Here is a 13,657-nt window from a genome sequence, read left to right on the forward strand (position 1 = left end):
TTTTCCCTGTATGCCGGTAACTACCGGCATGACGACCGTAGCGTTTTTATCGCAGCGGATCTATGATATGATAATTAAATGTTATAAATTTGCAATAAAAACTGTTTTAATATGCAATTTAAATTTCTGGATGTGGCGCGGAAGCGACGGGGCGGGGTAAGGTGCTGATAGGAAAAGAAAAAACGCGGGCCGAGTGGCCCGCGCTTTTTTGCTCAGAGCTCGAAAGTCAGCCCGAGTAACGGTGCGTGTTGCTGCGCGCCGTAGACGTCCGAATCGCCCGGTGCGCCGGAAACGATGCGTCGGTGCATGACGACCTTGACCGCGTGGGCCGGAGCGAACCACACGATATTGTGGATGTCTTCCGGCGTCAGGCGGTAGGCGGCGGCGATGAGTTCCTTGTTGATCTGCTTGGTTTCGCGCAGCGTCTCGAAGATCTTGTGGTCTTTGAACATGATGTCGAGCACCAGTTCAAACGGCCCGGAGTTCTTCGAACGCACAACGCGCGCGATGTCGAGAATACCGTATTTCATGCCGTGACTCCTTGCGGGGTGACCTGCTGCATATGGAAGGGGAACAGGTCTTCCTGCGGCAGATCCATCAAGTGATAAACCGAGAATTCAAACACCACGCCGGCACGAATGTCGGACGGGGAGAACGGCAGCGCCAGGTTGCCGGCTGTCGCCACGCGGCCCGGATAACCGTAGTGCAGCAGCGTCGAGCGGGTCAGCGAGCAGACGGTGTCGGCGGCTTCCTGGGTCGGTGCAACCACTTCGATCACGATGCCCAACTCATGCGTCTGGGTTTGTTTGACCGGTTCCAGGTCGCCCATCACGCCGTTCTTGCCGTAGATGTGGAAAAACACTTTGGCGTCGGCGTTGGCGCCGAGGTTGTTCTCGACACGTTGGCGCACGGCCTGCAGGATTTCCTCGATCGACTTGATCATGATCGGATCGCGCACGCCGGCAATGGCCACCGTGCGGAAGCCGACCGGGCGCGAGCCTTCCAGCTTGACCTTGTACGGCGTGTGCTCGTGACGCGAGCCGGTCACGCGTACCTGGCCGTTGCCGATGTCCTCGAACTTGCACTCGCGCAGGTTCAGTACGCCGCCCGGGCCGGGCAGCATGTAGGGATCGGACTTCTCGTACAGCGTGTGTGCGGCGGCCGACTCGGGGGTGAACTTGCGTTCATCCGAGAAGGTTTTCAGCACAAAGCCGGTTTCGTCCAGGATGCCCATGGCGCAATCGGAGCCCGAGCCCGGGGTGGCGGCGATCGCCGCGCATTCCAGGATCTTGCCGCAATGCAGCGCCAAACCTTCGTCGTAGCCCAGCATGATCGGCAGCGCCGCGAAGCAGGACGGGTCGTAGGCACGACCGCCCAGCACCACTTGCGCACCGGCCTTGAGCGCGGCGATAAAGGGTTCTACACCCATCTGCGCGACCAGATTGGTGGTGGCGTCGATGGCTTCGTGCGTCAGCGGCGGCACGAATTCCAGCGCTTCGATCTTGCCGGCGTCCAGCGCGGCATGCACCACGTCCTTGGATACGTCGGTCGGGATCACCGCCATCTTGAACGACAGATTCGCTTCGGCGGCGATTTCCAACACGATCTGGCGGCACCATTCCAGGTGCGGCGCCGCGCCGGAACCGCCGGCGGTGCCGATGACCACCGGAATACCGTGCTTCACGCCCTCGGTGATCATGAAGCGCAGGTCGCGCTTGACGCCGGTGCGGTCGGTAAAGGCCTTGCCCGCGCCCAGGTAGTACGGGCCGGGGTCGCTAGATCCGCCATCGACGGCGATCAGGTCGGGCTTCTCGGCGATGGCGCGACGGAAGCTTTCTTCCGGAAAGCCATAGCCCAGAATCGCGGTGGGCGACAGGATTTTGAATGCGGGTTTCACTTTGCGCTCCTCTTCGCCTTGAGTTGGGCGATCGTGCGGTGCATTTCGTTGTAGACGATATTCAGGCCTTCATCGAAGCCCATGCCCGGCTTGACCAGCATGCGCATCGGACGGGCGGCCACGGCGAGGTGGACGCAGGTGCGGGCGCTGACGTCGGTTTCGTTGCAGGTACCGCCTTGATAGGCTTCCATGCCGTGCTGGTTGCAATACAGCACCGAGTCGACGATGTTGTGGATGCCGCCCAGATCCGGCGTCTTGATCTGAACCATGTGGCAGCACTTGGCATCGGTGAAGTCGACGATGTCTTCATAGGTGTTGCACCATTCGTCGGCCACCAGCTTGACCGGCGAACCCATGCGGGTCAGCTCGGCGGTGATCTTGCCCATGCATTCGATCTGGGCTTCCTTGCCGCCCATGTCCACCGGGCCTTCGATGTACAGTTCCAGGCCGCCGGCGAAATCTACCAGACCGGCAATGTACTGCGCCACGCGGATCGGATCGTTATCGAAGATCAGGCCGATGGTGCCGTATACGTCGATGTGCAGCGCCGGGCGGTAGCTGGCGTCCGGGGACAGTTGCTTGACGCGGTCGGCCAGCCACTTGACGTAGGCCTGCAGCTTTTCGCCCTTGAAGCCCAGTTTTTCTTCGACGTTGTTGATCAGGCCGTGCGGCAGGACATCCACGCCCTTGATGATCATCTTGTCGACGGCGTTGTAGCGGTCGTCGCCGCTCTGGCCAAACAAGGGAATCGGCTCGGCGATCACCGGCAGCTTGTATTCGTCGCAGATCACCTCGGCCTTCAGGCGGTTGGTCGACAGCGCGGTGGCGTCCAGCAAGGCCTGGGTCAGGCCGTAGCGGATCGCGGTGTGCAGGCGCTTGCCTTCCACTTGCAGGTTGTCGAAGAAACGCGCGTTTTCCAGGAAGGAAGCCACGTCGCGGCCTTCCAGCAGCGGCTTGATATGCTTTTCCAGGAAGGGTACGAACTGCTCGCCGAGGAACAGCGGGTCGCGGCCGCCGGCGCCGGAGTATTGCACCGCGGCGCAATCGCCCACGGCCATGGCGCCGTTTTCCAGTTGCAGCAGCACCGACACGCATTCGCCGGCTTGGCGCACGGCGCGGAAGCCGCTGGTCACCGGCGCACCGGTGTAATTGAAGCCGTCATGGCCGGCGCCGTTCTTGATGGCCTGTTGGTCATCGAAATAGAAAGAGGAATAGCCTGCTACGAACAGGGCGCGAACGATTTTCATTTTGCCGGTCTCCCGATCAGGGTGCTCTTGGAAATTGCGTAAATATCATCGACGACCATCTGGAACGACGGTTCGCGGCCTTCGGCGCGCGCGCGTTCGTTGATCAGGTCGCGATGCAGGGTCAGTACGTCTTCCGGCAGCGGCACTTGGCCGGCCTCGAAGACACGAACCGCGCCGTGGTTGTCGCGCACCGGCAGCAGTTTGCCGGCGTTGCAGGCGGCAGGGGCGAACGGGACGTCGATCACGCCGGCTTCGAAGGCGCGAACCGTGCCCACGGCGATATCGCCGTTGCCCAGTTCGAACACCTTGCTCATCACAGCGCGCACTTCGCGCTTGATCAGTTCCACTTCGAAGGCCAGCGCATCGCTGTTCGGGAAGACCTGATCCTGCACCATGTTCAGAATCTGACGGGTGGCGTTCAGGCCGGCGCGGTTGGCTTCCATGGTCGGAATGCCGCGTGCTTCGTGCGGGGTCTTGACGATCACCTTGGTCGCCCCCGACAGGCCGGCGACGGCGCCGCCCCACGAGATCACCGAGAAGGCCATGGCTTCGTTTTCCGGGAAGCCGCCCATCCATTGGTGGAATACCGTGGTCAGTTCGAAGTCGTCGAAGCCGGCGGCGCGGAAGTATTCGTCGGCCAGTTCGCGCAGGGCGCGGATGGCGGCGATGTCCTGCACCATGTTGCCGACTTGACCGTAGCCGACGGTGATCGAACGCACGCCTTGTTCCAGTGCCAGCAGGCCTTCGATGATGGCCACGCTGTGCGAGATGAACGGCGGTACCAGCGTGCCGGACAGCGGGCCGAACGGTTCGCGGTTGATGCGCACGCCGTGCTCTTCATACAGGCCGACCAGACGGTCGCAGTACTGCCAGTCGCGGATCGACTTCTCCAGCGATACCTTCTTGGCGTAGGGGATGTTGTAGGAGATACCGCCGCCTTCGTAGGCGCTGAAGCCGCCGGCGAGCGTGATTTCCGCCAACAGTCGTGCATCCGGGGTGCCGTGACGCACCTGAACCGGTTTGTCGACCGCTTCCACCACACGGCGGCATTCGGCCAGGCCGTGGTTGACCGCCGGGAAGCCGTTGAGCAACGACGTGCCGGCTTCGCGCGACTTGGCGATACCCTTGGCGGACTCTTCGTAGCGGTTCAGACGGGTGTAGGCATCGATGGTGGACGGCAGCAGGTCGCAAGCGGTCTGTAGACCTTGCAGCAACGCGATGTGCTCATCGACCAGCGCCACGCCGGCACGCGGCTGCGACAGGGTCTTGCCTTCGGCGTCGGCCTTCTTCAGCACGGCGGCGAAGCGCTTGTGTTCGGGCAGGGATTCCTGATACTTGACGCCGTCGGCGAACTTCACGTCTTTGCCGGTCGGCCAGGTCGTCAGTACCTGTTCACGTTCCGCCAAAAAATCCGGCAGCTCGATTTTCTTGTTTGTCAGTTCCATCGTATTTCCAATCATGATTGCGCCAGCAGCGCGACACCGGTGAAGGCGGCCGCTTCTGGGTAGTTTCTTGCCACGTTGGCTAAGAGCGGGAAGAGATACTGTTCGTCGCGGTAATACTCGACGGTCGAGGGCAGTAGCACGGTTTTGCCTTTGCTATCGACCTTGCGCTCGCGAATCCAGTTGCCGACATCGAATTCCTTGCTGTTGGCGAGCCAACCGCCGGAGCCGATCACCTTTTTAACGCTGGTCAGGTCGCGGCCGGTCTGTACGTCCACGGTGCCTTCCAGCGTGTAGACCTGGGTCGAGCGGCCGGCATGGCGTTCGCAAGCATAGGCGGCGCAGGCGCCGGCCAAGAGCGTGTCGAAGCGTTTGCCCTGGCTGTCTTGCGGCAGATAATCCGGCTCGGCGGTCACCTTCTCCACATACTCATGGAAAGCGGCGATTTGTGCCGGATCGTGCGCCAGGTGTTCGGCGATCAAGGCTTCGCCGGTTTCGCTGGCGGCCTCGGCCGAGACGCGCATGCCCAGGTCGCCCTCGACGGTGCGCTTGATCAGCGGCTCGGGCAGTCCGCGCTGTACCGCACCCGGAGGCGGGCACTGGTCGTGCGACGAATAGACGTCGGTGGTCGCGCCCCCCATGTCGAGCAGCATGAAGTCATGCCAGCCCGGGACGTGCTCTTGGATATGTCGGGTGAATTCGTAGACCGCGTAGGGCGTGGGGACCGGTTCGGAACCAGTGGCGGCGATGATCTCGTCCAACCCCTTGCCTTTGACGATGCGAGACAAAAAAATCGAACGCATGGCTTCGCGCGCCGGATCCGGGTTCTGCTGATCGAGTGCCGGCAGAACGTTTTCGACCACCACCAGATCCTTTTGGCCCAACAGATCGGTCACTTCATCCTGTACCGCGCGATTGCCGGCATAGACGATGGAGCAATCGAGCTTGGATGCCGCAAGCAGCGAGGCATTGTGGCAGATGGTGTCGAAGTGGCCGCCGTCGGTGCCGCCGGCGAACAGCAGGATGTCCGGCGGATTGTCTTCCAGTGCGCGGATGTCCGAGCGGTTCATCCGATAGGCGAACACCTGGGTGATTTTGGCACCGGCCGAATAGGCGGCCACGCGGGCCGACTCCAGCGTGATGCTGGGCACCAATCCCAGTGCGGCGACCGCCAGCCCGCCCTTGGCGGATGACGAGTAGTTCAGTGTGATTTCACCCGAGCGAATCCGCTCGATGGCGTTGTCATCGTCCAGGAGTGCATTGAGCACCTGAAAGAAGCCATCGGCCAGGTGTTGCACGGTGGTCGGGCTGACCGTCCGTTTCAAGAGTTGCAGATCTCGATCCCCGACCTCGAACAACGCACCCTTTGTCCAGGTGGAGCCGATATCGATGGAGACGGTTTTCATGCCGCGGCCTCTACAGCCTGATGTTCGCGGCGGTAGGCGGCGATGTCCAGGTGCAGACAGTCGACGACATGCTGCAGGTCGACATCCGGTCCGAACACGCGGTCGAAGCCCATGCCCTTGAAGATCACTTCCACATCCTTGAACTCGCGCTTGCCGATCACCAGGTTGCCGCCGACGAACAGCGGGATGCCGTCCAGGCCGCGTTCGGTGCAGCGGTCGCGCATGCCGATACAGTCGATTTCGCCGTGACCGTAGATCGACGAGATCAGGATGGCTTGGGCATTGGTTTCGATGGCGGCGTCGATGTACTCGTCCTGGCTGACCATCACGCCCAGGTTGATGACGTTGAAGCCGGCGCGGGCAAAGACGTTTTCCAGAATTTTGTTGCCGACCGCGTGACAGTCGGAACCGATGACGCCAATGACGATGGTTTCTTGCATGACAAATCTCCCTGTGATGTGTCTGGCTCTCTACCGATCGGGTTGTGGATGATCGGCAGCTTGCTGATAATTCCACTGCACTCGGGTTTGCCCTGCCTATGCTTAAAAAACATGAGTTGGTGCGTGCTGTGCATGAACTCTGTATGAGCAAACTCGAATACTTCTGTTGCCCTTATTTTTATTAGTTCCCACTTATGAAGCAAACGATATAAAATCACTACATAGTGCATTTTTGGAATGATCTGTGCGAAATGACTGTCATCGGCGCACAAATCATTTGTCGTAGTGATGGACGACAAGGGACTTTTCATGCGCCGCAAGATTCCCGGCACCGATGTGCTGATCGCTTTCGAAACCGCCGCACGCCACCTGAGCTTTACTCGGGCGGCCGCCGAGTTGTCGCTAACGCAAAGCGCCGTCTGCCGCCAGATCGCCGGCCTGGAGCAATACCTTGGCGTGCCCTTGTTCAATCGCATCAAAAAACGCATCAGCCTGACCGACGCCGGCCAGCAGTATGCCAAGCAGATCCGGGAGGATCTGGCGCGGTTGGAACGCGACACGCTATCGGTCATGGCGCATCAGGGGTCGGGCGGCGTGCTCGAATTGGCGGTGATTCCCACTTTCGCGACACGCTGGCTGATTCCGCGCTTGGGGGAATTCAATGCGCAGCATCCGGAGGTCACGCTCAATCTGACCACCCGCGCCGAGCCTTTCATGTTCACCGACACGCCGTTCGATGCGGCGATCCACTTCGGCGATCCGATCTGGCCGGGGGCGGTGGCTGAATATCTATTCGGTGAAGAGATCGTGCCGGTGTGCAGCCCGAAGCTACTGGAACAAGAGAAGTTGCCGCTCGACCCGCACGACTTGAAGCGTTTCACGCTGTTGCACCAGTCGGCTCGGCCGGATGCCTGGCATCAATGGTTCGACATGGTGCATATCGCCGATATCAACGCCATGCGCGGTCCGCGTTACGAGCTGTTCTCCATGCTGGTGGAGGCGGCGCGCGCCAGCTTGGGCGTGGCGCTGGTGCCGCGCTTCTTCGTATTGAACGAGCTGTCTTCGGGTGAGTTGGTCGTGCCTTGTACCCATCCGATGAAGAGCGAGCGCGGCTATTACCTGGTTTACCCGGAGCGCAAGAGCACCTCGGTGGCGTTGCAGACCTTCATGCAGTGGCTGCTCGACCGCGCGCAGCGCTATCGCGCCGATACGCCGTGTGTCGGCTAGGGGGAATTGGCCGGCTGTGATTGCGAGGTCTTATATAATTTCATTTTGGTAAACAAATAATGAAATAGATTGGCGTTTATCATTTCTTTTTGTGCAAGTAAAGTACGTCTCATACGCCACGTCGTGACGTGAACCGCATAAAAGGAAAAGCCAAATGAAGACCCTTACCATGATGATCGCCCTGTTGACCGTGACCTCCGCCGCCATGGCCGAAAGCAACTACGTACCGCGCCAAACCCAGGCCGCGTTGGCCGAGGCGCAAGCCGCCCAGAAGAGCAGCGCTCCGGCGGTCAACGCCCCGCAAGCCGCGGGTGCGTCCGAGCACAGCAACTACACCCGTCGCTAAGACGGCATGCGTCGCGCCGAAAACGGCGTATCGATCCGAACCGCTCGTGTTTCACACGGGCGGTTTTGTTTTGTGCGACACCGAAACGAGTTGGGAAGATTGATCCATGGCAGAGACGACGATACCGGCGCTGCTGCTAAAATGGCAGCGTCGCGGCACCGTGCCGTCATCCGTCTTTTTCGGGAATCGCTATGAAACCGCCTGCCGCTACCGCTGCCACACTGTCCTTTCGCCGCTATTTCTTCAGACAGAGCCTGATTTTGTCGTTGGTGTTCGTTGCGATGAACGGCGTGACGCTGCTGCGCGGCAGCCAAGCCGTGCAGGCGGTGGACTTGGTGCGACTGGTGGTCGCCTCGGTGGTCGGCGGTTGCCTGGGGGCGCTGGCGATGTGGCTGCTGCGTCGCCGCAAACCGCGCTAACGCCCGGCGATGTCAGCCCTGCCGCAGGATGCGACGCACCTCGGCGCGCAGGGCCGGCAGCAGATCAGCGGCGAACCAGGGGTGTTGCGCGAGCCAACGCTGGTTGCGCGGGCTTGGATGGGGCAGGGGGAACACCGCTGGCGCCATCGTGCGCCAGGTCGCGACCGTTTCGCTCAGCGTCTCGCTGCGATGCTGCGGCAGGTGATAGTCGCGCGCGTATTGGCCAATCACCAGGGTAAGCTGGATATTGGCTAGGGCGGGCAGCAAGCGTGGGTGCCAGGTCCGGCGGCATTCCGGCCGGGGCGGCAGATCGCCGGCGCGACCCTTGCCCGGGTAGCAAAAGCCCATCGGCACAATGGCGAATAGCGCCGGATCGTAGAATTGCCCGGGCGTCACGTCGAGCCACTCGCGCAGGCGCCGGCCGCTGGCATCGTTCCAGGGAATCCCGCTTTCGTGCACCTTGCGTCCGGGTGCTTGGCCGGCGATCAGAATACGCGCGCGCCGATCGGCGATCACGACCGGCCTAGGCGGGTGCGGCAGCACCTCGGCGCAGAGGCGACAGAGGGCGATCTCGTCGAGCAGCGACGGCAACGGATCGGTGGGTTGAGGCGAGTTAATCGGCGACATGCCGTCAATAATATCAGCCTCGAATGCCGCCGCTAAAGATTGATCGAGGCGAGCGCGCAACCGATCAGCGACATGCCTGCCACCCACTGCAACCAAGGTTGCCCCCGTTCTGCCCCCGGTAATTGCCGCAACGCCCGCGCCAGCAGCGCACACAACGCGAACACCAGCCAGACCGTGGCGAGAAACAGCGGCGCCAACTGCGCCATCTGCGGCAGTATCGGCTGGTTGCGCTGCAGGAACTGCGGGAAATAAACCAGCAGGAAGCCGACGATCTTCGGGTTGAGCAAGGTGGTGGTCAGGCCCTGCCAAAATGCTCGACTAGGCGCGACCGCCTCGGCGGATACCGTGTCGGCCGCACTGCGGATCTGACCGACCCCCAGGTACATCAACCAACCGATTCCCAGCCATTTCAGTAGTGCGAAGGCCGCGGTCGACGCGGCGAACAACGCCCCCAGCCCGCCGACGACCACCAGCAATAGCAAGGCATCGGCCAGCACCACGCCGGTAATCGCCAGCAAACTCCCTGCCACGCCGTGACGCATCGACTGCATGACGATCAGCACCAGCGAAGGGCCGGGCAATAAGGTAATGAGCGCGGTGGCCAAGATGAAGTGCAGCAACATGCGGATCTCCTAGCGCAAGAGGCCGAGCCGGTCGGTCAGTTTGTTGACGAGCTTTTTCGGGCCGAGCAGCGCCAGTCCGTGATAGCGCAACGCGTCGGCAGGTGTGCTGGCCATGGCCTCGGCATAGGCTTGGTAACTACGCGTGCTGAGTGTGGCGTCGATCAAGTCGATCACCGTCAATTCGGCCTCATGCGGCCGCGCGTCTTGGCGCAGTTGCTGCAGTTGCTCGGTCGATGCCTGCAAGACCGGGATCGGCCGGGTGGTGATGCCGCGGTGCGGCTGGCCTTGGCCATCGACGAGGTCTTCGCCGATCCAGGTCGGATGCGCCTTGCCCAGACTGAGCGACAAGACCGCCGCTGTGTTGGCCAGAATGCCGGTGGGGAGCCGTGGGTCGAGAACGATGGCGCATTTCAGGTCGGACATGGTGCGTTCCTTGATCGGGGAGGAGCACTGACTGTAACGCGTACCGGATTGTTCGATAATATGATATGAATTGTATTTAGTGTTCTATGGAATGGATTAATGATCGACGAACTACGTGCGTTGGCCGTGTTTGCCAAGACCGTCGAGGCGGGGTCGTTCCGTGCCGCAGCGGCCGCTCTGGCGTTGTCGCCCTCGGTGGTTAGCCATCATGTGGCGCAGTTGGAACAACGGCTGGGGGTGGCGCTGCTCTATCGTTCGACTCGACGCCTGTCGCTGACCGACGACGGCCGGTTGCTGTACGGCCATGCCCGCGAGATGTTGGCCGCGGCGGAGACCGGGCTTGGCGCCCTGGCGGAGCGTACCGGCGAGCTGTCCGGTGCGTTGTCGGTCACGTTGCCGGCGTTCCTGGCGCAGAGCGCGCTGATTGGGACGATAGCGGGGTTCTTGCGTCAGCACGGCAAGGTGCGCTTGACGCTGGACTTTAGCGACGAAAAGCAGGACTTGGTCGGCGAGGGGATCGACCTGGCCATTCGCATCGGCGACCTGCAAGACAGCGGGCTCAAATCGGTGCGGCTATTCGATCTGCCGCGCAAACTCGTGGCCGCGCCCGCGCTGTTGGCCGGGCAGGTGCCGCTTGAGCGGCCCGAAGCGTTGCGCGCGTTCGACTGGATCGGCATTAGCATGCGGCCAGGCGCCAAAACGCTACGCCATCGCGATGGTAGGGAAAGTCAGATCGACATTGCCCCGCGCGTGCGGGTGAACAGTATCGAAGCCTCGTGCCAGTTGGCGCTGGCCGGCGCCGGGCTGTGCACGCCGCCGGCGTTCATGGTGGCGGACGACCTGGCCGCCGGACGCCTGGTGGAACCGCTGCCCGAGTGGCATGTGCCGGCTTTGGGCGTCTACGCGGTCTGGCCGCCGAACGCCGCGCGCGATGGTCTGACGCGGCGCCTGATCGACTGTTTGCGCGATACGGCGCTTTGACCGAGGGGGATTCGAACCCCCGTCAGGGCTGGGTAGGGCTGACCGGTCGGCGTTCGGCGTACTGCGGCAAGCCATCGGCGATGACTTCCCAATCGGCCTTCGAGTCGACGAAGGCGTGATAGGCGTTGTCGCAGGTGAAGGGTGTCTCGATAGTGCCCAGACGCAGGCGGATGATCCCGGGCAACTGGTCGTTCGCGCTATAGATCGGACTACCGCAGTGGGCGCAGAACATCCGGGCTTTCTCCGGTACGGCGCGGTAAGCCTTCAGCAGTTCCCGACCGCGCGTGATGCGAAATTTCTCCGCCGCGACCGGGCTGACCGCCACATAGGCAGAACCTTGTGCCTTGCGGCACATCGCGCAGTGGCACATCGATATCTCTTCGATATCGCCATCGTATTCAAAACGTATCCCGCCACACAGACATCCGCCGACAATCATGAGCGTCTCCTTTGCGTATAAGGCCTTGGGGCTGGCTATTTATATCGCATAGTTTTTTGTTTTCTACAATGCATCGTGGGCACCTGTCGCGTCGGGTGTTCGTTCTTGAAACCGTGAGGAGACGATGATGTCAGTGAAAGCGATTCCGGATGGATTCCAATCTGTCGTGCCTTATCTCGCCGCTCAGGATGCCTCGGCGTTGATTGCGTTTTTGCAGCAAGCTTTCGATGCCCAGGTGTGTCTGCTGCACAAGCTGCCGAGCGGCCATGTGTTGCATGCCCAGGTACGCGTGGGCGATTGCATGGTGATGACCTCGGATCCTCAACCGAAGTCGGAGTGCAAAATCGGCCCGGCGATGCTCTATATGTATGTCGCGGATGTGGATGCCGCGTATCGAAAGGCCGTCGATGCCGGCGGCAAGTCATTGTCGACACCCGCCGACATGTTCTACGGCGACCGTTCGGCCGGTGTGGAAGATCCTGCCGGCAACCAGTGGTATCTGGCGACCCACATCGAGGATGTCCCCGAAGAGGAGCTGATACGGCGGGTGCAGACCCTGTGCGGTTGATACCGATGTCGCCGGCCGGTTCTTAAGAGGCGGCTTAAGACCGGCAGGCGGATCGCTCAGCTTTTTTGCCGTTCAAGTCAGCATTCCACCGATGGCGCCCCTGTCGGCCGGCGCTGCAACATGCACGCTTGTTATCAAGTGTTATTAAGCGATTGACCGAGAGAATCGGCGGCGATCGCCTCTGCCAACTTTGCAGGATTGCTTGTGATCGATAGCGTGCTCGACCACCTCGCCATGCAATTGAACCAGCACTTCCGCCGCCGCGCGGTGCTGGGCGAAGACATGGTTGTGGTTTCCAATCTGCACGAGCCCGGCGGTGGGGCGGTATTGCTCGCCGAAAACAAACTGGTGCTGTTCATCGGTGGGATCGAACGCGAGACGGCGGCCCATCGAGCACGTAGCGACGGCATCGGTCTTCTGCGCGGCGCCGAGCCGCTGTATCTGAATTTGCTGGTGATGTGCGCCGCGACTTTTAGTGGTCAAGGTTACCCCGAAGCACTCAAATTCCTCTCCGACGCCATCGCTTTTTTTCAAAGCAGACCCGTCTTCGATCATCAGAACTCGCCCGATCTGGATCCCCGCATCGAGCGCCTGGTGCTGAACATCGAGAATTTGAGTCGCAGCGAAATGCACAGTATGTGGAGCATCCACGGCGGCCGTTATTTGCCATCGGTGCTGTATCGCGTGCGCTTGGTCTGCCTGGACGGCGATATGCCGTCGCGGCGCGAAACCCCGGTGCGCGCACCCGATGTGGCGCTGGAGAGAAAGTGAATAGCGGCGCCGACACCTACCACCTGTTGGCGGCGTTGAGTCTGCGCCATCCGTATTTCGGCACGGGACGGCCTAATGGACTGGCGCTGAGCGCCGACGCGGCCAGTGCGGCGCTGATGGCGCGCTTCGACCTGAAGTGGCGCGCTGCGAACGGGACGGTCGAGCTGTATGTCAGGGACAGCCAATTGTCGGGTTTGTGGAGCGAGCGCGCCAGTTGGCCGGAGGGGGGGCTGGTGTTCACATTGCACTCCTCCGATTCGTTGTGCGCGTATTACACCGATCTGGGCGCGCTGGCTGCGGCCGGCACCTTTCGCGCCGGCGCCGAGTCCGGGCCATTGCAGCCGGATGGCAGCGGGTTCGCTGGTGGAAACGGCGTGCTGTCGCGTTTGGTCTTGCCGCTGGCGCCACCCGGGTGTCCGAGCTTGGACGCTTGGCAGCGCGCCGAGCCCAGTCGCTACTCGCTCTCCATTCCGGTACGCCGAACCGTTTGGAAGTACCTCCTGCTGGGCGATTGGCGCGGCGAGCTACGTATCGTCGATGTGGCCGCGGGCATCGATTTCAGCACACCTTGCCGTGAGACGCTGCCCGACGGGCGCGAGACGATCGCGATCCGTTCGCAAGGCGAAATCGCACTGCAAGAACGTCCGACGCATCGCTTTCAGTTGCGGCAGAAGGGCGGCAATACCGAACGTGTGCTGCTTGCGCGGCTGCCGCTGGCCGAACCGCGCAATCTGTTGCGCGAGGCCATCGACGGCACCGTGCGCGATGTGTCGGAAATTTTTATCAACGCTTGATCTCCAC

17 protein-coding genes are annotated in these 13,657 nt (G+C 61.6%); 7 read left to right on the top strand and 10 right to left on the bottom strand.

Annotated features, from left to right (window positions below; genetic code table 11):
* Positions 1–212: 212 nt before the first annotated feature.
* The 6 genes from DFP86_RS00710 to glmS are packed head-to-tail and all read right to left on the bottom strand — an operon-like array spanning position 213 to position 6,432.
* Positions 213–530, bottom strand: coding sequence for a DUF4387 domain-containing protein (locus tag DFP86_RS00710; protein ID WP_133678079.1), 318 nt, complete (start codon positions 528–530; stop codon positions 213–215).
* Complete coding sequence (locus tag DFP86_RS00715; protein ID WP_133678080.1) at positions 527–1,897, bottom strand: acyclic terpene utilization AtuA family protein; 1,371 nt, start codon at positions 1,895–1,897, stop codon at positions 527–529. Before DFP86_RS00715 ends, DFP86_RS00710 begins: the two co-directional genes overlap by 4 nt.
* Positions 1,894–3,144, bottom strand: coding sequence for a methylaspartate ammonia-lyase (locus DFP86_RS00720; RefSeq protein WP_133678081.1), 1,251 nt, complete (start codon positions 3,142–3,144; stop codon positions 1,894–1,896). The genes DFP86_RS00715 and DFP86_RS00720 overlap by 4 nt, the downstream gene beginning before the upstream one ends.
* On the bottom strand, positions 3,141–4,589 hold the full coding sequence (locus tag DFP86_RS00725) for a methylaspartate mutase subunit E (RefSeq protein WP_133678082.1): 1,449 nt from the start codon (positions 4,587–4,589) through the stop codon (positions 3,141–3,143). The genes DFP86_RS00720 and DFP86_RS00725 overlap by 4 nt, the downstream gene beginning before the upstream one ends.
* 11 nt (positions 4,590–4,600) lie before the next feature.
* Entirely contained in the window at positions 4,601–5,992 is a 1,392-nt protein-coding gene (glmL, locus tag DFP86_RS00730; RefSeq protein WP_133678083.1) for a methylaspartate mutase accessory protein GlmL, read from the bottom strand.
* Positions 5,989–6,432 (bottom strand): methylaspartate mutase subunit S, encoded by a 444-nt coding sequence (gene glmS / locus DFP86_RS00735; protein WP_133678084.1) that lies wholly within the window; start codon positions 6,430–6,432, stop codon positions 5,989–5,991. The genes glmL and glmS overlap by 4 nt, the downstream gene beginning before the upstream one ends.
* 309 nt (positions 6,433–6,741) lie before the next feature.
* Here glmS and gcvA point away from each other — a divergent pair, with 309 nt between their 5' ends.
* The 3 genes from gcvA (at position 6,742) to DFP86_RS00750 (ending at position 8,424) form a co-directional block, all read left to right on the top strand.
* A complete protein-coding gene (gcvA, locus tag DFP86_RS00740) occupies positions 6,742–7,659 on the top strand; it encodes a transcriptional regulator GcvA (RefSeq protein ID WP_133678085.1) in 918 nt (305 codons plus the stop codon).
* A 154-nt stretch (positions 7,660–7,813) separates the two neighbouring features.
* Positions 7,814–8,005, top strand: coding sequence for a hypothetical protein (locus tag DFP86_RS00745; RefSeq protein ID WP_133678086.1), 192 nt, complete (start codon positions 7,814–7,816; stop codon positions 8,003–8,005).
* Between the two features lie 191 nt (positions 8,006–8,196).
* Entirely contained in the window at positions 8,197–8,424 is a 228-nt protein-coding gene (locus tag DFP86_RS00750; RefSeq protein WP_133678087.1) for a hypothetical protein, read from the top strand.
* Between the two features lie 12 nt (positions 8,425–8,436).
* Here the strand turns inward: DFP86_RS00750 and DFP86_RS00755 are convergent, their stop codons facing one another.
* Genes DFP86_RS00755 through DFP86_RS00765 form a run of 3 tightly spaced genes read right to left on the bottom strand, consistent with a single transcriptional unit; the run spans position 8,437 to position 10,097 of the window.
* The gene (locus DFP86_RS00755) at positions 8,437–9,051 is read right to left on the bottom strand and encodes a uracil-DNA glycosylase family protein (protein WP_133678088.1); all 615 of its coding nucleotides are present in this window, start codon (positions 9,049–9,051) and stop codon (positions 8,437–8,439) included.
* Positions 9,052–9,083: 32 nt separating this feature from the next.
* Entirely contained in the window at positions 9,084–9,674 is a 591-nt protein-coding gene (locus DFP86_RS00760; RefSeq protein WP_133678089.1) for a LysE family translocator, read from the bottom strand.
* Positions 9,675–9,683: 9 nt separating this feature from the next.
* Positions 9,684–10,097 (bottom strand): DUF2000 domain-containing protein, encoded by a 414-nt coding sequence (locus DFP86_RS00765; protein WP_133678090.1) that lies wholly within the window; start codon positions 10,095–10,097, stop codon positions 9,684–9,686.
* A gap of 99 nt (positions 10,098–10,196) precedes the next feature.
* Here DFP86_RS00765 and DFP86_RS00770 point away from each other — a divergent pair, with 99 nt between their 5' ends.
* A complete protein-coding gene (locus tag DFP86_RS00770; protein WP_133678091.1) occupies positions 10,197–11,078 on the top strand; it encodes a LysR family transcriptional regulator in 882 nt (293 codons plus the stop codon).
* 22 nt (positions 11,079–11,100) lie between these two features.
* On the opposite strand, the gene DFP86_RS00775 is transcribed toward DFP86_RS00770, so the two are convergent.
* Positions 11,101–11,517: a GFA family protein gene (locus tag DFP86_RS00775; RefSeq protein ID WP_133678092.1), complete on the bottom strand. Its 417-nt coding sequence runs from the start codon at positions 11,515–11,517 to the stop codon at positions 11,101–11,103.
* Between the two features lie 124 nt (positions 11,518–11,641).
* Between DFP86_RS00775 and DFP86_RS00780 the strand changes: the two genes are divergently transcribed.
* From DFP86_RS00780 to DFP86_RS00790, 3 genes are all read left to right on the top strand, one after another.
* A complete protein-coding gene (locus tag DFP86_RS00780) occupies positions 11,642–12,085 on the top strand; it encodes a VOC family protein (protein ID WP_208108165.1) in 444 nt (147 codons plus the stop codon).
* A gap of 204 nt (positions 12,086–12,289) precedes the next feature.
* Positions 12,290–12,856: a Pvc16 family protein gene (locus DFP86_RS00785; RefSeq protein ID WP_133678093.1), complete on the top strand. Its 567-nt coding sequence runs from the start codon at positions 12,290–12,292 to the stop codon at positions 12,854–12,856.
* A complete protein-coding gene (locus DFP86_RS00790) occupies positions 12,853–13,650 on the top strand; it encodes a hypothetical protein (RefSeq protein ID WP_133678094.1) in 798 nt (265 codons plus the stop codon). The genes DFP86_RS00785 and DFP86_RS00790 overlap by 4 nt, the downstream gene beginning before the upstream one ends.
* Positions 13,651–13,657 lie beyond the last annotated feature (7 nt).

It is taken from the genome of Paludibacterium purpuratum, assembly GCF_004363805.1.
Classification (GTDB): domain Bacteria; phylum Pseudomonadota; class Gammaproteobacteria; order Burkholderiales; family Chromobacteriaceae; genus Paludibacterium; species Paludibacterium purpuratum.

Excerpts from the sequence above, each read along its gene's own strand:
- DFP86_RS00765 (WP_133678090.1), bottom strand. The coding sequence starts at position 10,097 with ATGTCCGACCTGAAATGCGCCATCGTTCTCGACCCACGGCTCCCCACC.
- gcvA (WP_133678085.1), top strand. The coding sequence starts at position 6,742 with ATGCGCCGCAAGATTCCCGGCACCGATGTGCTGATCGCTTTCGAAACC.
- glmL (WP_133678083.1), bottom strand. The coding sequence starts at position 5,992 with ATGAAAACCGTCTCCATCGATATCGGCTCCACCTGGACAAAGGGTGCG.
- DFP86_RS00760 (WP_133678089.1), bottom strand. The coding sequence starts at position 9,674 with ATGTTGCTGCACTTCATCTTGGCCACCGCGCTCATTACCTTATTGCCC.
- DFP86_RS00750 (WP_133678087.1), top strand. The coding sequence starts at position 8,197 with ATGAAACCGCCTGCCGCTACCGCTGCCACACTGTCCTTTCGCCGCTAT.
- DFP86_RS00725 (WP_133678082.1), bottom strand. The coding sequence starts at position 4,589 with ATGGAACTGACAAACAAGAAAATCGAGCTGCCGGATTTTTTGGCGGAA.
- DFP86_RS00775 (WP_133678092.1), bottom strand. The coding sequence starts at position 11,517 with ATGATTGTCGGCGGATGTCTGTGTGGCGGGATACGTTTTGAATACGAT.
- DFP86_RS00710 (WP_133678079.1), bottom strand. The coding sequence starts at position 530 with ATGAAATACGGTATTCTCGACATCGCGCGCGTTGTGCGTTCGAAGAAC.
- DFP86_RS00745 (WP_133678086.1), top strand. The coding sequence starts at position 7,814 with ATGAAGACCCTTACCATGATGATCGCCCTGTTGACCGTGACCTCCGCC.
- glmS (WP_133678084.1), bottom strand. The coding sequence starts at position 6,432 with ATGCAAGAAACCATCGTCATTGGCGTCATCGGTTCCGACTGTCACGCG.
- DFP86_RS00770 (WP_133678091.1), top strand. The coding sequence starts at position 10,197 with ATGATCGACGAACTACGTGCGTTGGCCGTGTTTGCCAAGACCGTCGAG.
- DFP86_RS00780 (WP_208108165.1), top strand. The coding sequence starts at position 11,642 with ATGATGTCAGTGAAAGCGATTCCGGATGGATTCCAATCTGTCGTGCCT.
- DFP86_RS00755 (WP_133678088.1), bottom strand. The coding sequence starts at position 9,051 with ATGTCGCCGATTAACTCGCCTCAACCCACCGATCCGTTGCCGTCGCTG.
- DFP86_RS00720 (WP_133678081.1), bottom strand. The coding sequence starts at position 3,144 with ATGAAAATCGTTCGCGCCCTGTTCGTAGCAGGCTATTCCTCTTTCTAT.